A 20,655-nucleotide genomic window follows, 5' to 3' on the forward strand; every position below is an offset into this window, starting at 1 on the left:
ATGCAGCTCCTGGTCGCGCTCACGACCGTCCCGGTGATGCTCGGCCTCGTCATCGAGTCCGCGCCGACCGTGGGCATCCCCAGCGTGATCGGCTCGTCCGGCCGCCCGCGCTCGGGGCGGGTCGTCCACTACAACGGCGGTCCGCTCGCCTGGGGGTCGCACGCCAACTGCCGTGCCCAGGTGCGGCAGATGCACGCCTACCACCGTGCGCGCGGCTGGGCGGGGGTCGGGTACCACCTGCTCATCTGCTGGCACGGCACCGTGCTCACCGGCCGCGGAATCTATCGCGTCGGCGCGCACGCCCCCGGGGCCAACGCCAGCCACGTCGGCGTCCAGTTCATGCTTGGTGGGTCGCAGCGCCCGTCGGCTGCTCAACTCGCCGCGTTCGTCGCCCTGGCTGCCTGGCTGGCCGCGCGCGGTGTCCGGGCTTCGGTGACAGGTCACCGTGACTGGGTGTCCACCTCCTGCCCGGGGGACAACCTGTACCGCCGTGTACGTTCCGGCGACTGGGGCAACGGCGACAGCGGAAACAGCCCGGCGCCCGCACCGACCTTCTCCTACTGGACGGCGGCCGGTGTGCGGGTGCCGACCGGAGATCCGTGGCTCCTGCGAGGGATGACCGGCCCCCCGGTCCTGCACCTGCAGGAGAGTCTGAAGAAGTGGCGGCCATCCCTGCTCCCGAAGTACGGTGCCGACGGATCGTTCGGTCAGGAGACCGAGGACGCGGTCAAATCCCTGCAGCGGGCACGCGGCATCCGCATCGACGGCGTGTACGGGGCCGAGTCGGCGGTCGAGCTGCGCCGAGCCCTGTCCTCGTCGAAGCCGAACCCCTCGGGGCCGGATCCGCTTGTCGTCGACGGGCGTCTGGGAGAGCTGACCGTCAAGGCCGTGCAGCGTGCCCTGGACGTCGAGGACGACGGGGTGTGGGGGCCGGTCACCGTCCGCGCGATGCAGCTCCGATGCGGGCTGCGCGGTCGCGCGGTCGACGGCATCCTTGGTCCGCAGACCACGCGCGCGGTCCAGCACCGGTGCGGGCTCACCGGCCGGTGGGTGGACGGGATCTGGCCTTCCATCCGGTCGGTGTCCAACCGGGGGATCGTCACCTTCAACAGCACAGTGGTCGCCGAGACTACGAAGGCCCTGCAGAGGACGGTGAACAACGGCCGCTTCTGACACTCGATGTACGCAGTGGCAGCGAGGATCTCCCTGAGGGACACATTAGGGTTCCCTGGGGGGACACTGACATACCTTCTTGCTATCCTCGGGGTCAGGACGTGGTCTTCAGGGCGGAGAGCCCTGGGATCGTGATCCGGTGAGCCTTAGGCCCCGCCTTCTCAGGAGGCGGGGTCTTCGTGCATCTACGGGCACCACGTGTTCTGGTGCACGACCTTCGGCTTGATGCGGTCCCAGAGCATCTGGTTTGCGCGCAATGCCCGTTCGTCCATTGTGTGACCCTTCAGCTTCCGGCTTTGCTCTGAGCAGCGTCGACGGTGCAGGAAGGCGATCAGGTCGGCTGCCTGCACAAGGCGGCTTGCCCGGGAAGGAGCGAAGTGCATCGTGTCCACGATGTGAGTGATCTGGGTCGCACGGTAACCCCAAGTCCCCACCTTTTGGTACTCACCTAGCTCACGCCGGTACTGGTCCTGCTCTGAGATCTCGTCAGCGATCAGCAGTGCAAGCTCGTCCTTCCTTGCCGCGTACTCGTTCACCCGCTCGATGAGATGGGTCAGGACTACGGAATGGGGATGATGAGCGTTGGTGTAGCGCCGCTTCAACCTGATCACGTCGACACCTCGAATGACGATCTTCACGTCGTGGTCGGCGATGGCTTGGAACGCGGCGTTGTAGACACCGATTCTCACCCGAGGCTTCTTCTCTAGGTGTGCCCACTCGGCCTTTGCCTGGAAAAGATCATGGCCATGAAGCTCAGCAGTCATGCTGACCTCATGGTCGACGGCAGCTTTGGCGACCACCGCGTCCAGGGCGTCGGTCAAGGAGATGGCCTCCCTCTCGGGCACCATCAGCGCGGCGATGTAGTAGGCATCTGACGAGTAGCTCTCGTCAACGTAGGTCAGCAACACCCTCTTAGGCTACGACGTTCCCTGTGGTAAGTGACCTTTTCCACAGGCTTGTGGATAAGCGACTGCTGCAGGATCTGGTGAACACGGGCCGTTTCTGACCGGTCGGTGCCGACGATTACCTTCGATCCGCCCCGAGGGCGGACGCACGGAGCCCCACCTCCCGAAAGGGGGTGGGGCTCCTTCTTGTTCTGCTTCTTCACCAGGGAGGACTCCCGGGTTTCAGGTCCAGGTGCGGTTCTCGTTCACTGCTTCCTTGTCCCGCAGTGCCTGGCTCAGGTCGATGCCCCCCCGGTTCGCGATCGCGGCGAGGTAGATCAGCACGTCGGCCAGTTCCTCGCTGAGGCCGCCGACCTTGCTGGCGGGGTCCACACTGAGCGCGGCCTGCTTGCGCACGGCCTTGCACACCTCGCCGGTCTCCTCCGCCAGCTTCAGGGTCTGCTCGACCAGGGTGCTGTCGGAGAACCCACGCTCCACCTCCATCTTCGCCACGTACTCCTGGATCTGGGCCAGGGTGAGCGGGCGGTCGGGCAGCGCCTCCATAGCGAAATCCCTTCTCGGGCGTGTGAGCACGGACGCTACCAGCGAGACGTGCGCGAGAGGAGGGGAACGGGTCAGCTCGCGGCCAAGGTGTGATCCAACCCGGCGCGCAGGAGACCGCTCATCCGCTGCGCGGCCGCGCGCACCCGGGGACGCACGTCCGCCGAGGTCGCCCCGGGGACGAGCCGGTGACGCACCCGGCGGCCCTGCTGATCCCACGCCCAGGTCCCGACCACCCGCCCTTCCACGACCACGGTCGGCAGGACTTCGCCGATCTGGTTGAACGCCTTGGCCGCTGGCAGCGGCCCGAGGTAGCGGGTGCGGGTCTCGAAGTAAGCCTTGAGAGCGACGTCTTCGTGTGCCAGCAGGTGCGCACCGCTCTCCTGGGGACGGGCGTGCGCGAACTCCTCGAACCGGTCGGCGCTCATCACCATCGGGTGCGGAGACCACGACGGCCCGGCCACCTTCACCAGCTTCACACCCGCGCGGAGCCACGCCTGCTCCACGTCCCGGCGTGACAACGCCGACCACCAGGTGGCGTCGCGCATGCTGACGGGCCCGTACCGGTCCAGGTAGGCGGCCATCAGCAGTTCAGCGCCCCGCTCTCGGCTCATGGCGGTGTCCAGGCCGGGGTAGGCGCGGGCGGCCACGTCGAAGGTGCGCCGTTCCCGGTTCCACACTCCCGAGGTGTTGGCGTAGGTGAGGACGCCGCGTTCCCATGCGAGCTTGAGCGCCACACGCACCGCAGGGACGGCCCGCCCGCGCGCGGCCAGGTGCTGCTCGATGTCCCGGTGCCCGGTCGGGCCCTGCTCGTTAAGCAGGGCGACCAGGTCCGCAGTCACCGCGGCGACCTCTCCTTCGGGCACTTGGGCGTTGACCATGGCGCGCAGCGCGTCACGTTCACGGAAGTGCCGGGTGGCGGCGTGCGCCGCGGAGGCCAGCGGCAGGGGCAGGGTGTGCAGGGTCTTACGCATGCACCGCACCGTCACCAGGTCGCCCCGACCGGCTGGGGCGAGGAGCCGCAGCACCTGGGAGGAGTCGTCGATCCGCGCGGCGGCGGTCTGGAACGGGGAGGGCAGGCGTGCGGCGTGCAGGCCCAGCGCGAGGTCAGCGGTCTCCTCCACCGAAGCCAGGCGGGCGCGGGGTGCCACCCCTTGGCGGGCCAGCACCCACTGCCACAGCCGGGACGCCTCACCGTCGGACAGATGGTGGGCGTCCACGACCAGGGGTTCGAGTTCGGGGGTCATGGGCGGGAGGCTAACAGCCTCTTCCTCTCCAGGTAGCGGGTACAGGGATCATCCTTGCGGCCCCCATTCGGCTTCGACGAAGGCGCGCAGTTCGGTGTAGGAGCGCTGGGTTTCCTCCCAGTCGGCTTCGGACCCCCACCAGTGGCGGTCGTTGTGGTGGATGTGGAACCTCTCCCAGTCGCCGTCGAAGCCCGGCTGGTGGTGGGTTCCGTGCACCCGGTGCAGCAGGGCGTTGTCGTAGACCTCGGTCCCGGGCAGGGGCACGAACCGGAACAGCGACACCCGGCCCAGGTGGGGGCGCAGTTCGCGCAGCAGCGCGATGGTCTCCCGGGTGGTCTCGGTGTTCTCCCCGGGGTAGCCGTGGATGATGAACGCCTTGGCCTGGATGCCGGAGGCCGCGCTCAGGTGGACGGCGCGCCGGATCTTGTCCTGTGTGGTGTTCTTGCGCATCGCCTTGAGCAGGCGCTCGCTGCCGGACTCGACTCCGTACTTGACCTCGATGCACCCGGCCGCGGCCATCGTCTCCAGCAGCGGCTGGTCCACGGTGTCCACCCGCGAGAGCGCGGACCAGCGCAGGCCCAGGTCAGTGATGTGGGTGCAGATGTCGGCGACCTTGTGCTTGTTGACGATGAAGTTGTCGTCGACGATCGCGAAGCCCTCGATGCCGTAGGCGTCGATCAGGTGCTTCAGCTCGGCTCGGGCCGAGGCGCCGCCCCGGTACTGCATGCGGCGCTGGGCCACCGCGCAGAACGAGCAGGGGAAGGGGCAGCCGCGGGAGAACATGGTGTGGGCCATCCGCACATCGGTCCCGGCCAGCCGGTCGGAGAGCACGAAGTCGTCGGTGGGCAGCAGGTGGCGGGCCGGATCGGGCAGGCGGTCGATGTCGCGCATCAGCACCCGTGGCGCGGTGCGGACCGGTCGGCCCTCGCCCGGGTAGACCACTCCGGCCACACCGGTGAAGTCGCGATCATGGGCGTGGTCCAGCAGTTCCAGGATGGTGTCCTCGGCCTCTCCGATCGCGGCGACGTGCGCGTCGAAGTCGGCCAGAGACTCCTCGGGGTAGAAGTTGGCGTGGACCCCGCCCACCATCACCAGCGCGCCAGGGTCGATGTGCGCTTCGCGGCGCGCCTGGAGCATCAGCCCGTAGGTGGCCGAGGAGGCGAGGCTGAACCCGACCGCGTCGTAGCCGGACAGGTCCAGTCGGGTGAGCCCGTGGGTGACGCGCTCGATGGCGACCTGGTGCCCGGCCTGCTCCACCACGGACGCCAGGTAGAGCACCCCGAACGGAGGGAACTCCTTGCGTCCGTCCTTGAAACGGGCCATGTCGTACACCTCGGGGTAGAGCAGCACCACCTTCATGCCACCCGCCCCCTTCCGCCCTGACGGGTGGTGACCTCCGTGCTGACCTTCTCGGCGAGCTGCGCCGCGACCGCCTCGGGTGCCAGTGCCTCGGTGGAGTGTTCCAGCACGGGCAGGCCAGCGCGCCGGTAGCGCTGCGCGGTCTCAGCGAACAGGGCCCGCTCGCGGTCGGCCGTCGTGGTGTCGGTGTGGTGGAAGCGGCTGTAGTTGTTGCCGCGGCTGCGCGCCCGGTCGGCGCACACCTGGGGCGGGGCGGTCAGGAACACGAACAGGTCGGCGGGGCGCGCGTACCGGTACAGGGAGGTGATGAACTCGGGGTCGGCGCCATCGAGCTGGTCCAGGACGAACGCGGTCGGGGTGTAGCGGTCGCACACCACGATCCGGTCGGCGGCCAGGTGGGGGAGAAGGGTGGTCGTGAGGTGGTGGTAGCGGTCGGCCGCCATCAGGCAGGTGAGCGCCAGGCCGCAGATGGTGTGCGTGCTGTGGCGCGCGAGCTCCCCGATCGGGGAGCTGGAGGGCTGTGCTTCGAGAACCGCACGGTGGCCGGTGGTGTCGAGCAGGTTGCGCAGGTGGCGGGCAGTGGTGGTCTTGCCGACCCCGGAGGGGCCGTCGAGGGAGACGAGGAATCCGCCAGGGGCAGCGGGCGGGGGGGTCAGTTCATGAGGGCGTTCGGTCCTGTCCACGGGGTCCTCCCGAAGCGGGGGTGAGCACGGTCAGTGTGGAAGGTGCCAGAGGGCGGTGACCCCTGGCGTGCCGCCTTCTCATCAGGAGGAGGCGGCCCCGCACGTCCGGACTGGAGGGGCAGTCTGTGTGCCCGGCCGTGTGGGGGTCTCGGGGAGAGGATGTGGTGGGGCCACCGGTTCTCCTCAGTCCGGTGACCCCACCGGGGTCGGTCACGTCTTCCCCTCTCGTGCAGGCGTGACCTCCATGAAGGTCTATGGGGAGTCGGCGAGGTCGGCCGCGTCCAGGACCGCCATCGCCAGAGCACGGTCCGCGCCCGCGATGGTGAGCAGCGCGGAGAGCTGCCGTGCCTGGGCGACACCGAGTGCCAACCGGATCTTCTTGGGGCCGACGGCCGCGGCGGCGACCACCTCGGTGGTCTGCGGGGGGCCGGTCCACGGGTCGTCGCGGAGCAGGCTCACGGTCACTCCCGTGTGGGTGGCCACCTCGCGCTCATGGCGGAACGTCGTGTCCTCGGTGCGGTGGTCGCTCAGGCACCACCGGGGGCACAGGTCGGGCATCGTCGTCGGCTTTCGTTGTCGTTCGGGTGGGACCGCACGCCCGGGGTCACGGGGCGCGGGGGTCTAGTCGTCGGGGTAGCTTCCGGTGGTTCCGCCGAGGGCGGGCAAGTCGGTGCCGATCCCCAGGCGCATGGCACGTGCCCTCTGGTAGTCGGGGTCGGGTTCTGGTGTCTTCGCGGTGTCGTCGGGTTCGTCCATGGGGCTTCTCCTTCGAGGTGGGTGGGGCCCGCGCACCCGGGGGACGGTCACCGGGTACGCGGGAGCCTGTCAGGTGCCCGGGTGGCCCTCGATCACCTCGGCCGCTTCGGTGAGTGCCGACGCCACGTCGCTTTCCGTTCGGGTCGCGGTGAGGAACACGGCCAGAGCCCGAGCCTGGGCAGCGGAGAGCTGGAGATGGACCGTCTCGGGTTCGACCCACGTGGTGACACAGACGCGGGTCCGGCCGGGCGGTCCCGGCACCAGGTCGCTCCGTTCGACGTAGACGGTCACCGGGTGGCTGGTCTCGTCGTGGAGGAGCCGGATGTGGTGAGCGACGCGGGACTCGGGGTCCATGTCGTGGTCGTTCTCGCACCACTTCGGGCAGGAGAGCATAGGCGGGGCCTTCCGGGGGCGGGGGAGCTGTTCGAGCGGGGAAACCCAGCGGACCGGGTGGAGCCGCTCCGGTGCGGTGCGGCAGACCCGCAGGTGCGGGCCGAGCATCGCCCCGTACACCTCACGGCCCTCGATGTCCGAACCCAGGTGGTGGATGTCGACACCGAACTGCTGGGCCCACCGCCTGAGCGCGGAACGGCTCTTGGCCTCATGGACCTCGAACACGGTGCGCCGTTGCGGGCTCATGACCGGCGCACCTCCCGCATCCGGGCTCGACTCAGCTCGGCGGCGGCTTCCACGGCCAGGTCGGCCAGGCGCTCCAGCGCGGCGATGCGCTCGTCCGGGCCGCCCGTGCGGACAACCCTCGGGGTGACGTCGATGTAGCACCCGGCGACCACTAGGGACGTCGCTGACCCGTCGACGAGGTCGCGGGCGAGCCGGACATCGGACTCGGTCAGGTCGGTCACGGTGACCACGGTCGTTGCGTGTGTCATCGGAGGACCTCCCGGAGGACGTTCCGCACGAGCGGGAACACCGTCGTGGCGGAGCCGACCCACATGGCCGACAGCTCGGGGAGGTAGGGGCGGAGCCGTGCGGCGCGGCGGCGCTTCGGCGTCAGGGCGTTCACCTTCCCACCCCCATGTGCTGCCACTGGCGGACGGCGGTGGCCAGTTCCCCGAGGTCGGAGGCCGGGAGCGGAGTGGAGATGTCCCGCAGGACAGCCACACCCAGCCGGTCGCGGTCCTCGGTGCGGCGGCACCGCTCTTCCTCCCAGGCCCGGTAGTAGGGGCGGACCGGGGTCTCGTCGAGGACGGGCGGGCGCCACGTGGGGGCGGAGAGCGGGGCGGTCCACCTCGGGGGGTGGGTGTCGGGGACGCGCCGGGCGGTGCGGCGGTGCGGCTGCGGCCGGGAGTACTGGCGGCCGGGGGCGGGCTGGGTCGGGCGGGCGTGGCGGCCCTGCGGGGGCGGGGCCAGCATGCGCCGCAGCGACGCGAGGAACAGGATCAGGTAGCGCACAGGCGCACCTCCTGGAGCGAAGGCCCATCAGGGCCACTACTGGGTTAGGTATGGTCTATCTAAAACGGTGATTCACCGTTTTTCAAGTCCAACTCATGAAGTCGCTGTGGTGAAGACGTAGAGGTGAATCAGACATTGGCCCCAAAGGGAACACGGCTTTACGATGCACACATGCCAGATCCCAGCGGTGACTACAGCCCAACCATCCGCCGCCGTCGCCTGTCCGAGGAGCTGAAACAACTCCGCGCGGCCAAGGGCTACACCCTGGAACAGGCAGCCGAGAAGCTCGAATGGAGCAGAGCGAAGATCGCCAACATCGAGACGGGCAAACGGCTCCGCCCCTACGTGAGCGACGTCGGTCTCCTCCTCGACATCTACGACGTCACCGACACCGCCCGCCGTGAGGCGATCCTGGAACTGACCAGGCAGTCACGCGCGAAGGGCTGGTGGACGTCCTACGGCGACCTGCTCGCTGGGGCCTACGTCGGCCTGGAGGCCGAGGCATCCTCGATCGCCACATACCAACTCGGCGCCATCCCGGGATTGCTCCAGACCGCCGGCTACGCCGCCGCGTCAGCAAGGGCAGCGCTGAACGCGACCGAAGACGTTACCCGCATCGTGGATGCGCGCATGAGACGTCAGCAGATCCTTACCCGCGACAACCCGCCGCGGCTGTGGGCGATCATCGACGAGGCCACGCTCGCCAGGCCCGCCACCGCCGACGAACCCGAGGTGATGCGCGACCAGATCCGGCACCTGGTCGCTTCCGCCGGGAGCACGAACATCACGATCCAGGTCCTTCCGTTCGCGAAAGGGCTCCATGCCGCGACCAGTGGCCCGTTCGTGCTTCTCGACTTCCCGAACCCCATGGACCGGCCCATCGTGTACCTGGAGACCCGTAACGATGGGCTCTACCTGGAGAAGCGGGAGGAGATCGCCGACTACCGAGACGTCCTGGACCACCTCAAGGGGACCGCGCTGTCCCCGAGCGAATCCATCGCGCACCTGACCCAACTCATCGACTAGGACAACCGTGTACCTGACCCACACCCACCCGTTGAACTTCCGCAAGTCCTCGTACAGCACCACCGCCCAGGAGTGCGTCGAGGTCGCCGACGTGCCGGGCGCGTCGGCCGTCCGGGACTCCACGCAGCCAGAACTCGGCCACCTGGCCTTCCCGTCCACCGAGTGGGAGGCGTTCCTAGAGGCCGCCCAGCGCTGACCTGAGCGCATGAAAAGAGGGGCCCCGGTGGTCACACCGGGGCCCCTCTTAGGTACCTAACCCGCCGCCGAGTCTACCTTCCGCCGGTGGTGCCGACCAGACCCGCGAGGGTCAACCGATTGGCGCAGCCGATGTCGGTTGTTGGGCAGGACCAGGCTCGGCATCCGAGCGTCTGCGTCGAAACGCTTCCTCACTCGTTGATAGTGAGGTTCTGCAGTGTCCACCCCTCGCCGGTCTCGTCGGTGGCGAGGGTGCACGTGTAGGTGGCCCGGACGGGTCCGCTCTCGTCCTCGTAGTCGACGGTGCCGGTTGCCTCGTAGGTCCACGACTCCGCGTCGGCGACCTCGGCCTGGCTGTCGGAGAACTCCACCGGGGTGTTCAGCTCGCGTTCCACGAACTCCTCGCACATCACCTCGGAGTCGGTCACCATCCCCTCCAGGGCGGGGTCGCTGCCACATGCGGTCGCTGCGGCTACCACGAGGGCGACGGAGGACACGAGCAGGGGGCGGGGGATCATGGCGACTCCTTACAGCCGGGGGGTGGAGTGTGATGATCCTCGCACGCCGGTTAGCGGTTTCGCAGCCGGATCGGTGAAGCCTCGCTAGACCTTCGTGTAGTGCGAAGGGTTGCGCTGACTTGTACGTAGCACTATCCATCGCACAGTGTTCGCTGATATGGTGCTGAATCCCCAGGTCGGACAGCGTTGACACGTAGTACTACAAACTGTAGTGCTACGCCGCGTCGTAAAACAGCGCGACCCCGGGGGAACGCCTGGCCGGTGGCCCTCCGGAGGGGTCCGTCGGGGCCGCGGGGGCGTGGGGATGGGTCGCCGGGTGCGGCCGGAATGTCGTGCTCCGGGGTCCTCACCTGCGTCAACGCGAGTGTGGGGGTGGCCGGTCCCCGGCGCCCGGGTGGTCATGGACACGGAATTGTGTGGCGTGCGACACCTGACGTCGGGGAGCGCTCCCACTCCGGACCGGGAACCGGTGCCGTGCTGCGCGGCGGGTGCGGTGGACCGCCGGGCGGTCACGCGTTCGGCGCCGCCGGGGATGCGGTGTCCCAGTCCAGCCCCGCCCCGGTCCGGTGCCCGGAGCGCGTGCGGCTCAGTCCTCCTCGGCGTCCACACCGCGCCGGTCCAGCATGGCCTCCATCGCCTCGATCTCCTTCACCTGGGCGTCGGCCATGCCCTGGGCCAGGTCGGTGACCAGATCCTCGCGGCCGAGTTCCACCTCGACCTCCGCCATGTCGATCCCGCCCTCGTGGTGGGCGATCATCAGCTCCAGGAACAGGATCTCGGCCTCCACGCCCTCGGCGGCCCGGAGGGCGTCCATCTCCTCCGGGGTGGCCAGACCGGGCATGGTCTCCGGAACCACGCCCTCACCGGCGCCGTGGTCGTGCTCCGACCCCTCCATCCAGGTCATCGGGGGCTCGGCGCCGCGCGAGTTCAGCCCCCACATGGTCAGCCACCCCTGCATGATCCCGATCTGGGCCTGCTGCGTGCGGGCGATGTCGATAGCGACGATCCGCAGCTCCGGGTCCTGGGTCTTCTCCATGATGATGAGCGACATGTCCACGGCCTGGGCGTGGTGCGAGCTCATGTCCCGGAGGAACCCGGCGTCGGCGCTGTTGTCCAGCGGGCTGGAGGGGCGCCCCGCGAGGAAGCCGGCCACCAGCGCGATCGTGACCAGTACCACGGTGATGCCGAGGGGTACGGGTCGCACACCCGTGCGGCGCGGCGCGCGCCCGTCGTCGCCGCCCGCGGCCGAACCGTCCTTCTGCGCGGGGGCCGACTCCTCCGACGCGGCGGTTCCGTCAGTGGCTCCGGTGGAGGTATCGCTTGTGTGTCCCATGGACCCATCCTGGTCGAATCGCGCAGCTGTGGTGTCAAAGTAGAGGATAGATAAGTCCCATACGACCGCATGTGTACCAGGAGGCCCAGTGGCCAAGAAGAAGACGGCGGCTGAGCGGCGCCGTAGAGCAGCGGAGATGCGGGAACAACGGCTCAAACTGGAACGGCGTCGCAAGATACTCGGTATCGCGGGAGTCAGCACCGCCGCCGCCCTGGTCCTGGGCCTGCTCGCCTTCGCGGTCTTCATGGAGATCCGGAGTCGCAACATCCAGGGGATGGAGGAGTTCGAGGTCGGTTCCTACGAGCACGTCACCGTGGGCGAGCGGGTCGACTACGAGCAGACGCCCCCGGTCGGCGGCGACCACTGGGCCTACTGGCAGAACTGCGCCGTCTACTCCGAGCCGGTGACGCCCGAGTTCGGCGTGCACTCCCTGGAGCACGGAGCGGTGTGGATCAACTACTCACCCGACCTGGCCCAGGACGAGATCGACGCCCTGGAGGCCATGTACAGCCCCGGCGACTACCTGCTCGTCACCCCCCACGACGGTGAGCTGGACGCTCCCATCGTCGCCTCCAGCTGGGGCCGCCAGGTCACCGCGGAGACCGCCTCCGACGAGGCCCTCCAGCGGTTCGTCGAGCGCTTCGAGCGCGGCACGGACGTCCCCGAGCCCGGTGCCGCCTGCTCGGGCGCCGTGTCGGCCACGGCGCCCGTCGTGGAGGACGGTATCGAGTCGGGGGACATGAGCTTCCTGGGCGGTGAGGCCCCGATGGACGCCCCCGCCGACACCGACTCCGGCGAACAGGACTCCGAGGGTGACGGCGCCGCCGAGGAGGACGAAGCGGACGCCGGGTCCCAGGAGGAGACCCGGAGCGAGGACGCGGAGGCCTCCGACGAGGCCGAGGAGTAGAACGATCCCTCCCATCCACTCTCCCCGGCGGGGAACGGAGGGGCCGCCGGTGCCCGGCGGCCCCTCGCCTGTTGGCCGGCCCTGTCGGGCCGCGCCCAGGCGGTCGTGCCCGCACGGGTCGGACGGATCAGGGGGTCGGCGTCAGAGCTCTCCCGCGGGCAGGGCGGGGATGTGCTCCTCGACGGCCGTGCTCAGGGTCGTCAGTGCGGCGGCCGGAGGACCGTGGGTCGAGGGCACCGTCAGCTCGACGTAGGCGGTGTGGCCCACCGCCACGTACATGGTGGGGTCGTCGGCGGGCACGGGCAGCCAGGGCACCCCGTTGACCTCCTGGAGGACGGAGTCGGGAGCCAGCGCCGAGGGGCGGGGGACACCGCAGCGGACGCCGATCGGCGGGTCTCCCCACGCCGCCGTCACCTCCGACTCGGGCCGTACGGCCACGCGCCCGGTGTCCATCAGGGTGTCGGGAAGTGCGGCCACGAACGCCGCGCAGACCTCCGCGGTCGCGTCGTCGACCTCGGGCGGCTCGACGCGTACGGCCTGCGCGCCGCAGCCCGCGGCGAGCAGCACGGCCGCGGCGGCGGCTCCGGAACGCCGTCCCAACACGTCGGTCACCCCGTTCCGTGAGATCAGATGTTGACGATCGGGCACGTCAGGGTACGGGCGATACCGTCCAGACGCTGAATCCGGGCCACCACCAGGGCGCCCAGCGAGTCGACGTCGTCGGCGCGAGCCTGGACGACCACGTCGTAGGGCCCGGTCACGTCGTGCGCCTCGTCGACGCCCTCGATCTCCCGGATGCGTCCGGCCACCTCGGCGGCCCGCCCGACCTCGGTCTGGATCAGGATGTATGCCTGCACCATGTGAACTCCTTCGTGTGTGCCGGGTGTGAGGTAGAGCGGCCCGGCCGAGCCGACGGTGCGGCCGATGACGAACAGATGACAAACGTGGGTCTAGACCACTGTTCCGGAGCGTCACCGTACCCTGATCCCTGTGTTGAGCACCATTGGGGGTCTTGGCGAGTTCGCTCTGATCACACGCGTGACGAGCAAATTCCCCGCGACGCAAGATGTAATCCTCGGACCCGGCGACGACGCGGCGGTCGTCGCCGCGCCCGACGGCAGGACGGTCGCCACCACGGACGTGCTGGTGGAGGGGCGCCACTTCCGGAGGGAGTGGTCCTCGGGCCGCGACGTCGGGCACCGCGCGGTGGCGCAGAACTTCGCCGACGTCGCGGCCATGGGAGCCCGTCCCACCGGGCTGCTCATCGGCTTCGCTGCCCCGCCCGACCTGCCCGTTTCCTGGGTGGAGGCGTTCGCGTCCGGGGTGCGCGACGAGTGCGCCCTCGCGGGCGGGGCCGTCGTGGGCGGGGACACGGTGGCGTCCGACACACTGACGGTCGCGATCACCGCTCTGGGAGACCTCCAGGGGCGCGCACCGGTGCGCCGCGACGGTGCCCGCCCCGGCGACGTCGTGGCCTACTCCGGCCACCTCGGACTGTCGGCGGCCGGGCTCGCGCTGCTCGAGGCGGGGATTGACGGGCCCGAGGAGTGCCTGTCCGAACACCGGCGCCCGAGCCCGCCCTACGCCGAGGGCGCGGTCGCCGCCGAGGCGGGGGCGACGGCCATGCTCGACGTGAGCGACGGCCTGGCCCAGGACCTCGGGCACGTCTGCCGCGCCAGTGGCGTCCGCGTCGACCTGGACCCCTCCGCCCTGCGACCCGAACCGGCGCTCCTGTCGGCGGTCCGAGCCCTGGGCGCGGACCCCGGGGACGCCGAACGCGCCGCCCGGGAGCTCATGGTCGGCGGCGGGGAGGACCACGCGCTGGTCGCCGCCTTCCCGCCGGACGTCGACCTCCCCGAGCACTGGATCGCGGTGGGCGCCGTCCACGGTCCGGAGTGGGTGCCCGAGGGCGGCGGGAAACCGTCGGACGCACCGGTCACCGTGGGCGGACAGCCCCCGGCGAGGCTCGGATGGGACCATTTCCGGGGGGAGTGAGTGCAGACCGGGATTTGTCCCGTTTGGCGATCGCGCTAGGCTGAGCCAACGCGGCTCGCGCCGCCCGCCCGGGCGGCCCGCCCGTCCTCGTGGAGCGCGAAGAGCCCCGGAACGTTCATGTGCGCCGTCCCCCGGCATGGAAGGTCCGCGATCGGCGACCGCCCGTCGGGGCGGGCGGAGGCGGAGCATCGTCGAGAGGCGGTTTATGGGCCGGCACGTGTCGCGGCACGACTCCCGGCGCGGTGTCCACCGCAGCGAGCGGGAGGACGCCGGCGCGCTCCGGCGGATCGGTGGTTTCCTGGAGAGCACCGTTCCCAAGCGTGTCGAACCGCCGCGGCTGATCAACGTCCTGGTCGTGTCCGGCGTCATCCTGGGCCTGCTGCTGTTCGGCTACAGCACGACCCAGATCTACCTCCAGTTCGGGGGAGGGCCGGGGGTGACGGAGGCCCCCGGGGCGCAGGACGGAGTCCACCCCAGCAACGACGCCTCGCCGGAACAGGGGCACGAGGGTTCCTCCGGTGACCGTGAGCAGGAGGTCCAGGCGGGCGTGGAGCCCACCACGGTCGTCTACGAGATCGTCGACTCCACCGACACGGGGTTCACCGCGAGGGTCACCGTCACCAACACCTCCAGGGTGACGCTGGACGCCTGGGAACTGGCGCTGGCCTTCGACTCCGCCGAGGTCACCGAGGTGCGCGACGCCGACTGGGAGCCGTTCGCGGACGGCATCCTCGCCCGTCAGCCCGGATCCCAGGAGGACCTCGCCCCCGGAAACTCCGCGACGCTCGAACTCGACGCCCTCGGCGCCGTCCAGTCCCCCGTGCGCTGCTCGCTGAACGGACACGTCTGCGCCCTGTGACGCGGGCTCCGCGGGATCACGGGCCATGGCCCGGCCCCGGGTACGGCGAAGGCCCCCCGATGAGATATCGGAGGGCCTTCGTCGAATCCAGAGGGCGGGAACCCTAGCGGGTCACCTTGCCGGCCTTGATGCACGAGGTGCAGGCGTTCACACGCTTGGGCGTGCCGCCCACGCGGGTGCGAACAGTCTGGATGTTGGGGTTCCAGCGGCGGCGGGTGCGACGGTGCGAGTGGGAAACACTGTTACCGAACCCTGGTCCCTTGCCGCAGACGTCGCAGACGGAAGCCACGGTAACTCCATTCAAGCGCTCGGGATCGCGCACGTCGCCGCACGCGAAGGGTCGACCGGCCGGGAACGGCCGGGTGGACAGGCTGGCGCGGACGCCAACCGTGGAAGAGTACACGAAGGACGTGGTGACGCGGATTCGTACCGCAGACCGGTGTCCGTACTCGACGTGGTGGAGACGGTGCGGCCGAAGCCCTCGCACCCCCACCGGGGCATCGCATCCACCACGCGGGCATGGCGAAAAGGCGATGAACTCCGACGAGTATACCCCGGTTGGGAGGGGGCGGGCGCCGCGCCCGACCGCCACCGCCCCCGACGGACGCCCGCGGCGCGGAGCCTCCCGCGTCGCACGCTGCCACTACGGTGACGTTGAGCAGAGCGATCAGGCGGGGGACGGGACACAGTGAGCACCTGGGACGAACCGCTGCGCGTGGCCCTCGGGGGTTCCGCGCGGGCCTTCAAGGACAAACTCGACCTGCACACCCTCGGCGACCTGGTGCGGTACTACCCGCGCCGGTACGACCGCCGGGGAGACCTGACCGACCTCGCCGGGCTGCGCGAGGGCGAGGACGTCACCGTGCAGGCGCGGGTGTCGGACGCCAGACGCCGTACCGTGCCCGCCCGGCAGGGCCGCCGCCGCATGGACATGATGGAGGCGACGGTCACCGACGGCACCGGCCGGCTGCACCTGACCTTCTTCAACAGGGGCGCCTACCACCAGAACTCGCTCGTCCCGGGACGGCTCGCGCTGTTCTCCGGACGGGTCTCCTCCTACCGCGGGCGCCGCCAGCTCGACCACCCCGAGTACCAGCTCATCGACGAGGACGGCAGCGAGGTCGACCGCGCCCGCGCCTATGCCGAGGAGCTCATCCCGATCTACCCGGCGGTGAAGGGGCTGGACTCGTCCCGGATCGCCCTGGGAATGGACCTGGCCCTGGCCCGCGCGGCCGACCTGCCCGATCCGCTCCCGCCCGAGGTGCGCGAACGCCACCACCTGGTCGGCGTGCACGAGGCCCTGGAACGGATCCACCGCCCGTCGGAGTGGTCGGACGTGGCGACCGCCCGCCGCCGACTCAAGTGGGACGAGGCCTTCGTCCTCCAACTGGCCCTGGCCCGGCGCCGCCGCCTGGCAGAGGAGCTGCCCGCCGCCCCGCGCCCGGGTGCCGAGGGCGGCGTCCTCGACGCGTTCGACGCCGAGCTGCCCTTCACGCTCACCGACGGTCAGCGGGAGGTCGGTGAACGCCTCGCACGGCGGTTGGACGCCTCCCACCCCATGCACTGCCTGCTCCAGGGCGACGTCGGCGCCGGCAAGACCCTGGTCGCGCTGCGCGCCATGCTCCGGGTGGTCGACTCCGGCGGTCAGGCCGTGCTGCTGGCGCCCACCGAGGTCCTCGCGCAGCAGCACCACCGGTCGATCAGCGCGATGCTCGGCCCGTTGGCCCGGGCCGGGCAGATCGACGGGGCGGAGAACGCCACCCGTGTGGCACTCCTCACGGGGTCGATGAACACCGCCGCGCGCCGCGCGGCCCTGCTCGACGCGGCCTCCGGCGCGGCCGGGATCGTCGTGGGCACCCACGCGCTCCTGCAGGAGCACGTCTCCTTCGCGGACCTGGGCCTGGTCGTGGTGGACGAGCAGCACCGGTTCGGTGTGGAACAGCGCGACGCGCTGCGGGAGAAGGCGGTCGACGGGCGCCCCCACGTGCTCGTGATGACCGCCACCCCCATTCCGCGCACGGTCGCCATGACCGTCTACGGCGACCTCGACGTGGTCGCGCTCACCCAGTTGCCCACCGGGCGGGCGGGGGTGTCCACGCACGTGGTCCCCGCGAAGGAGAAACCGCACTTCCTGAACCGCGCCTGGGAGCGGATCCGCGAGGAGGCCGCCCGGGGGCGCCAGGCGTTCGTGGTCTGTCCACGGATCGGCGACGACGCCGGGGAGGGCGCGGACGAGGAGGTCGACGCAGGCCCGGACGGAGAGGCCCCCGGCACCCGCCCGCCGCTGGCCGTGCTCGACGTCGCGGCGCACCTGGCCGGAGGGCCGCTGGCGGACCTGTCGGTGGAGGCCCTGCACGGTCGGATGAGTCCGGACGACAAGGACGCGGTCATGCGCCGCTTCTCGGAGGGGCGGACGGACGTGGTGGTCTCCACGACCGTCATCGAGGTGGGCGTCGATGTGCCCAACGCCACCGTGATGGTCATCATGGACGCGGACCGCTTCGGCGTCTCCCAGCTGCACCAGCTGCGCGGCCGGGTGGGGCGCGGCACACTCCCGGGACTGTGCCTGCTGGTCACGGACGCCGACGAGGGATCCCCGGCGCGGGAGCGGCTGGGCGCCGTGGCGGCGACGACGGACGGGTTCGCACTGTCCCGCGTCGACCTGGAGATGCGCAGGGAGGGCGACGTCCTGGGGGAGTCCCAGTCCGGGGCCCGCTCCTCGCTGCGGGTGCTCACCCTGCTCAAGGACGAGGAGCTGATCGGCGAGGCGCGCGAGGAGGCCACCGGCTACGTCGAGGGCGACCCCGAGCTGACCGCCCACCCGCCGCTGGCGGAGGCGTTGGCGGAACTGCTTCCCGAGGAGCGCGCGGAGTACCTCAACAAGGCCTGAGTCGTGTTCATGCGTGCTCACGGGTTCGCACGGTGCTCGGTGCGTGGGGAACGGTGTCCTTCGTCCTCGGCCCGGCCGGTCGCTCGTTCCTCGCTCGCGGCCGGCCTCGTTCTGCAGGACCCCGTACGCCCCTCGCCGGGTGGGTGCGTGCTCACGGGTTCGCACGGTGCTCGGTGCGTGGGGAACGGTGTCCTTCGTCCTCGGCCCGGCCGGTCGCTCGTTCCTCGCTCGCGGTCGGCCTCGTTCTGCAGGACCCCGTACGCCCCTCGCCGGGTGGGTGCGTGCTCACGGGTTCGCACGGGGCCCGGCCGGGCGGCCGTGGTCGGGACACGCCCTAACGTGGATCCATGACCCGCATCATCGCCGGAACGGCCGGCGGACGGCGCATCACCGCGCCCGACGGCCGCACCACCCGCCCCACCAGTGACAGGGCGCGCGAGGCCCTGTTCGCCTCGGCCCAGTCCGACCTCGGCGCCCTGGACGGGCTCCGGGTCATGGACCTGTACGCGGGGTCCGGGGCGATCGGACTGGAGGCGCTGTCCCGGGGCGCCGGGCACGCGCTGCTGGTCGAGGCCGACCGGAGGGCGGCGAGGGCGGTCCAGGACAACATCCGCACGCTGGGACTGCCCGGCGCCCGCCTGGTGGCCGACCGGGTGGAGCGGGTGGTCGGCGCGGCCAACCCGGGAGGGCCCTACGACCTGGTGGTGGCCGACCCGCCCTACGCCGTCGCCGACGAGGAGGTCGCGGCGGTGCTCGCCGACCTCGTACGGAACGGGTGGCTGGCCGGGGACGCGGTGGTCGTGGTCGAACGCTCCAAGCGCGGGGCGGAACCGGCCTGGCCGCCGGGGCTGGAGCGCGACCGCAAACGGGGGTACGGGGAAGCGGTGCTCTGGTACGCCCGCCCGTCGACCTGAGGCCCCAGCGCCGTGGTGCGGGTGCCCTCCCCCAGCGGAGAGCCCCCGGCGTGTCTCACCACGGAGGGGGCGGTTCGGGGGGAAAATCGGAAGGAAATTCCGTTCTGGGGCATATGCGCACGGAGGCGGCAGGTCAACGCCCGTGGTCGCTATGGGGGTGTTGCCCGAATCGCCGCGGGAGGCAACCCCTACGATCGCGGTACCCGAGAGTAACTCCTGAGAGGGGCGATCCACCGTGCGCCGAGTCGTCTGTCCGGGATCCTTCGACCCGGTGACCTTCGGACACATCGACATCATCGGCCGTGCCGCCAAGCAGTACGACGAGGTCGTGGCGGCCGTCCTCAACAACGTCAACAAGCGCGGTCTGTTCACCGTCGCCGAGAAGCTGGACATGCTCAGGGCGACTACCGCCGACCTCGACAACGTCCAGGTCAGTGAGTTCGACGGACTCCTCGTCGACTTCTGCCGCGCCAACGGCATCGAGACCATCGTCCGCAGCCTGCGCTCGGTCAGCGACTTCGACTACGAACTCCAGATCGCGCAGATGAACTTCCAGCTCTCCGGTGTGGAGACCGTGTTCATGACCGCCAACCCGAAGTACTCGTTCCTGTCGTCCAGCCTGGTGCGCGAGATCGCCCAGCACGGCGGCGACGTCTCCAGCCTGGTGACGCCCTACGTCCAGGAGCGCCTCCGGGACAAGTACGGCAGGCGGGCGGACGCCTGAGCGGTGCCCGGCCGGCACATCCGCGGCACACCACCGCCCGAACCGCCCCTGTCCGGGGACTTCACGCCGCCCAGAGGCGGGAGCGGCGGCTGATTTGGGTGGTCGGGCCCATGATAGGTAGAATCTGGGTTTGACCCCGAGCGTCGCCGTCATCGGCGTGCGCGCGGACTGGTCACGCCGCACCCGTCGACTCCTCGACGCGTCCCGCGTGTCCGGCACCTGACGACCTCTCGTGAAAGCGCGATTACCCTGTCTCGTCCAGAACCTCGTGACCCGTTCGTGGTCGACACCCGCCCGCTGGGCCGCCAGCCGGGGTCGATGCGGACCGTCAACCGCATCGTGGCCGCGCCGGAGACCTTCTCCGGGGCGATGGCGAGTGTGCCCGAGGGCAGCGAGGTCGAGCTCGACCTCCGGCTGGAGGCGGTGATGGAGGGCGTCCTGGCCACCGGCACCGTCAGCGGCCAGCTCACCGCCGAGTGCTCGCGCTGCCTCGAACCCCTGTCGGACGACCTCGAGGCCGGTTTCCAGGAGCTGTACCGGTACCCCGACGACGACGGCGGGCCCGTCCCGACCGGCGAGGACACGGACGACGAGGATGAGGACTACTATCTAGAGGGCGATCTGCTCGACCTCGGACCAGTGGTCAGGGACGCCGTCGTGCTCGCGCTCCCGCTCTCACCGCTGTGCGGACCGGACTGCCCCGGCCTGTGCGCGGAGTGCGGCGTCAGACTCGCCGAGGCCGGTCCCGACCACAGCCACGGCGAGCCCGTCGACCCACGCTGGGAGGCTCTCCGCGCCATCGCGGAGGATCCCGGAGAACGATGAGCCCGTGAACCGTCACGGGGTGCCCACCCGGTGCCCCCGTCGAACGGAGCACACCCTCCCCGCCGCAGCGCGCGGGGTGACCAGATAAGCGACCTCCCGCGACCGCGGGGGTGACCCAGGAGGATTGAAGTGGCCGTCCCGAAGCGGAAGATGTCGCGGAGCAACACCCGGACCCGCCGTTCCCAGTGGAAGGCGTCGCGCCCGGTGCTGGTCAACTGCCCGCGCTGCCGTGACCCGAAGCAGCCCCACATCGCGTGCCCGACCTGCGGCACCTACAACAACCGTCAGGTCACCAACCCGGCGTAACGCACTTGTGTCAGGCTTCGGGTCCCATACCCGATTCCCGATTCGCCTCGGGGCGGACCCGCACGTCGGGTCCGCCCCGACGTGTTGTCA

Annotated in this window: 27 protein-coding genes; 11 read left to right on the forward strand and 16 right to left on the reverse strand. The window is 70.5% G+C overall.

Annotation, left to right across the window (positions count from 1 at the left end):
* The gene (locus ACTVAJ_RS09315) at window positions 1-1,173 is read left to right on the forward strand and encodes a peptidoglycan recognition protein family protein (protein ID WP_470387878.1); all 1,173 of its coding nucleotides are present in this window, start codon (window positions 1-3) and stop codon (window positions 1,171-1,173) included.
* A gap of 185 nt (window positions 1,174-1,358) precedes the next feature.
* Here ACTVAJ_RS09315 and ACTVAJ_RS09320 read toward each other — a convergent pair whose 3' ends face one another.
* From ACTVAJ_RS09320 to ACTVAJ_RS09370, 11 genes are all read right to left on the reverse strand, one after another.
* Window positions 1,359-2,081, reverse strand: coding sequence for a DUF3800 domain-containing protein (locus tag ACTVAJ_RS09320; RefSeq protein WP_470387675.1), 723 nt, complete (start codon window positions 2,079-2,081; stop codon window positions 1,359-1,361).
* 219 nt (window positions 2,082-2,300) lie between these two features.
* A complete protein-coding gene (locus ACTVAJ_RS09325) occupies window positions 2,301-2,621 on the reverse strand; it encodes a MazG nucleotide pyrophosphohydrolase domain-containing protein (protein WP_470387676.1) in 321 nt (106 codons plus the stop codon).
* 71 nt (window positions 2,622-2,692) lie between these two features.
* Window positions 2,693-3,865, reverse strand: coding sequence for a DNA glycosylase AlkZ-like family protein (locus ACTVAJ_RS09330; RefSeq protein ID WP_470387677.1), 1,173 nt, complete (start codon window positions 3,863-3,865; stop codon window positions 2,693-2,695).
* Between the two features lie 48 nt (window positions 3,866-3,913).
* Complete coding sequence (locus tag ACTVAJ_RS09335; protein ID WP_470387678.1) at window positions 3,914-5,224, reverse strand: B12-binding domain-containing radical SAM protein; 1,311 nt, start codon at window positions 5,222-5,224, stop codon at window positions 3,914-3,916.
* A complete protein-coding gene (locus tag ACTVAJ_RS09340) occupies window positions 5,221-5,907 on the reverse strand; it encodes a dTMP kinase (protein WP_470387679.1) in 687 nt (228 codons plus the stop codon). The genes ACTVAJ_RS09335 and ACTVAJ_RS09340 overlap by 4 nt, the downstream gene beginning before the upstream one ends.
* A gap of 252 nt (window positions 5,908-6,159) precedes the next feature.
* The gene (locus tag ACTVAJ_RS09345) at window positions 6,160-6,465 is read right to left on the reverse strand and encodes a hypothetical protein (RefSeq protein WP_470387680.1); all 306 of its coding nucleotides are present in this window, start codon (window positions 6,463-6,465) and stop codon (window positions 6,160-6,162) included.
* A 63-nt stretch (window positions 6,466-6,528) separates the two neighbouring features.
* The gene (locus tag ACTVAJ_RS09350) at window positions 6,529-6,663 is read right to left on the reverse strand and encodes a hypothetical protein (RefSeq protein ID WP_470387681.1); all 135 of its coding nucleotides are present in this window, start codon (window positions 6,661-6,663) and stop codon (window positions 6,529-6,531) included.
* A gap of 69 nt (window positions 6,664-6,732) precedes the next feature.
* Window positions 6,733-7,302 (reverse strand): hypothetical protein, encoded by a 570-nt coding sequence (locus ACTVAJ_RS09355; RefSeq protein WP_470387682.1) that lies wholly within the window; start codon window positions 7,300-7,302, stop codon window positions 6,733-6,735.
* Window positions 7,299-7,550: a hypothetical protein gene (locus ACTVAJ_RS09360; RefSeq protein WP_470387683.1), complete on the reverse strand. Its 252-nt coding sequence runs from the start codon at window positions 7,548-7,550 to the stop codon at window positions 7,299-7,301. The genes ACTVAJ_RS09355 and ACTVAJ_RS09360 overlap by 4 nt, the downstream gene beginning before the upstream one ends.
* Entirely contained in the window at window positions 7,547-7,684 is a 138-nt protein-coding gene (locus tag ACTVAJ_RS09365) for a hypothetical protein (protein WP_470387684.1), read from the reverse strand. Before ACTVAJ_RS09365 ends, ACTVAJ_RS09360 begins: the two co-directional genes overlap by 4 nt.
* Window positions 7,681-8,073, reverse strand: a complete 393-nt coding sequence (locus ACTVAJ_RS09370) for a hypothetical protein (protein WP_470387685.1) — start codon at window positions 8,071-8,073, stop codon at window positions 7,681-7,683. The genes ACTVAJ_RS09365 and ACTVAJ_RS09370 overlap by 4 nt, the downstream gene beginning before the upstream one ends.
* Window positions 8,074-8,244: 171 nt before the next feature.
* On the opposite strand from ACTVAJ_RS09370, the gene ACTVAJ_RS09375 reads away from it, so the two are divergent.
* Both ACTVAJ_RS09375 and ACTVAJ_RS09380 read left to right on the forward strand, forming a co-directional pair.
* Window positions 8,245-9,099, forward strand: a complete 855-nt coding sequence (locus ACTVAJ_RS09375) for a helix-turn-helix domain-containing protein (RefSeq protein WP_470387686.1) — start codon at window positions 8,245-8,247, stop codon at window positions 9,097-9,099.
* Window positions 9,100-9,106: 7 nt separating this feature from the next.
* Complete coding sequence (locus ACTVAJ_RS09380; RefSeq protein WP_470387687.1) at window positions 9,107-9,295, forward strand: DUF397 domain-containing protein; 189 nt, start codon at window positions 9,107-9,109, stop codon at window positions 9,293-9,295.
* Window positions 9,296-9,485: 190 nt separating this feature from the next.
* Here ACTVAJ_RS09380 and ACTVAJ_RS09385 read toward each other — a convergent pair whose 3' ends face one another.
* Both ACTVAJ_RS09385 and ACTVAJ_RS09390 read right to left on the reverse strand, forming a co-directional pair.
* On the reverse strand, window positions 9,486-9,812 hold the full coding sequence (locus ACTVAJ_RS09385; protein WP_470387688.1) for a hypothetical protein: 327 nt from the start codon (window positions 9,810-9,812) through the stop codon (window positions 9,486-9,488).
* A gap of 586 nt (window positions 9,813-10,398) precedes the next feature.
* Entirely contained in the window at window positions 10,399-11,145 is a 747-nt protein-coding gene (locus ACTVAJ_RS09390) for a DUF305 domain-containing protein (protein WP_470387689.1), read from the reverse strand.
* Between the two features lie 88 nt (window positions 11,146-11,233).
* Between ACTVAJ_RS09390 and ACTVAJ_RS09395 the strand changes: the two genes are divergently transcribed.
* Window positions 11,234-12,052 carry a DUF3105 domain-containing protein gene (locus tag ACTVAJ_RS09395; RefSeq protein WP_470387690.1) on the forward strand — a complete coding sequence of 273 codons (819 nt, stop codon included), beginning with the start codon at window positions 11,234-11,236 and terminating at the stop codon, window positions 12,050-12,052.
* Between the two features lie 141 nt (window positions 12,053-12,193).
* On the opposite strand, the gene ACTVAJ_RS09400 is transcribed toward ACTVAJ_RS09395, so the two are convergent.
* Window positions 12,194-12,655: a DUF3515 domain-containing protein gene (locus tag ACTVAJ_RS09400; protein WP_470387879.1), complete on the reverse strand. Its 462-nt coding sequence runs from the start codon at window positions 12,653-12,655 to the stop codon at window positions 12,194-12,196.
* A 23-nt stretch (window positions 12,656-12,678) separates the two neighbouring features.
* Complete coding sequence (locus tag ACTVAJ_RS09405; RefSeq protein WP_470387691.1) at window positions 12,679-12,912, reverse strand: Lrp/AsnC family transcriptional regulator; 234 nt, start codon at window positions 12,910-12,912, stop codon at window positions 12,679-12,681.
* Between the two features lie 130 nt (window positions 12,913-13,042).
* On the opposite strand from ACTVAJ_RS09405, the gene ACTVAJ_RS09410 reads away from it, so the two are divergent.
* Window positions 13,043-14,047 (forward strand): thiamine-phosphate kinase, encoded by a 1,005-nt coding sequence (locus tag ACTVAJ_RS09410; RefSeq protein ID WP_470387692.1) that lies wholly within the window; start codon window positions 13,043-13,045, stop codon window positions 14,045-14,047.
* A gap of 205 nt (window positions 14,048-14,252) precedes the next feature.
* Window positions 14,253-14,906, forward strand: a complete 654-nt coding sequence (locus tag ACTVAJ_RS09415; protein WP_470387693.1) for a cellulose binding domain-containing protein — start codon at window positions 14,253-14,255, stop codon at window positions 14,904-14,906.
* A gap of 103 nt (window positions 14,907-15,009) precedes the next feature.
* On the opposite strand, the gene rpmB is transcribed toward ACTVAJ_RS09415, so the two are convergent.
* Window positions 15,010-15,195 (reverse strand): 50S ribosomal protein L28, encoded by a 186-nt coding sequence (gene rpmB / locus ACTVAJ_RS09420; RefSeq protein ID WP_013151263.1) that lies wholly within the window; start codon window positions 15,193-15,195, stop codon window positions 15,010-15,012.
* 399 nt (window positions 15,196-15,594) lie between these two features.
* Between rpmB and recG the strand changes: the two genes are divergently transcribed.
* The 5 genes from recG (at window position 15,595) to rpmF (ending at window position 20,565) form a co-directional block, all read left to right on the forward strand.
* Window positions 15,595-17,796: an ATP-dependent DNA helicase RecG gene (recG, locus tag ACTVAJ_RS09425; protein ID WP_470387694.1), complete on the forward strand. Its 2,202-nt coding sequence runs from the start codon at window positions 15,595-15,597 to the stop codon at window positions 17,794-17,796.
* Between the two features lie 347 nt (window positions 17,797-18,143).
* Window positions 18,144-18,710 (forward strand): 16S rRNA (guanine(966)-N(2))-methyltransferase RsmD, encoded by a 567-nt coding sequence (gene rsmD / locus ACTVAJ_RS09430; protein ID WP_470387695.1) that lies wholly within the window; start codon window positions 18,144-18,146, stop codon window positions 18,708-18,710.
* Window positions 18,711-18,945: 235 nt separating this feature from the next.
* Window positions 18,946-19,434 (forward strand): pantetheine-phosphate adenylyltransferase, encoded by a 489-nt coding sequence (gene coaD / locus ACTVAJ_RS09435; protein WP_470387696.1) that lies wholly within the window; start codon window positions 18,946-18,948, stop codon window positions 19,432-19,434.
* Window positions 19,435-19,713: 279 nt separating this feature from the next.
* Window positions 19,714-20,259 (forward strand): YceD family protein, encoded by a 546-nt coding sequence (locus ACTVAJ_RS09440; protein WP_470387697.1) that lies wholly within the window; start codon window positions 19,714-19,716, stop codon window positions 20,257-20,259.
* Between the two features lie 129 nt (window positions 20,260-20,388).
* A complete protein-coding gene (gene rpmF, locus ACTVAJ_RS09445) occupies window positions 20,389-20,565 on the forward strand; it encodes a 50S ribosomal protein L32 (protein WP_013151268.1) in 177 nt (58 codons plus the stop codon).
* Window positions 20,566-20,655 lie beyond the last annotated feature (90 nt).

The organism is Nocardiopsis sp. KDC1DS13DA1 (genome assembly GCF_055632325.1).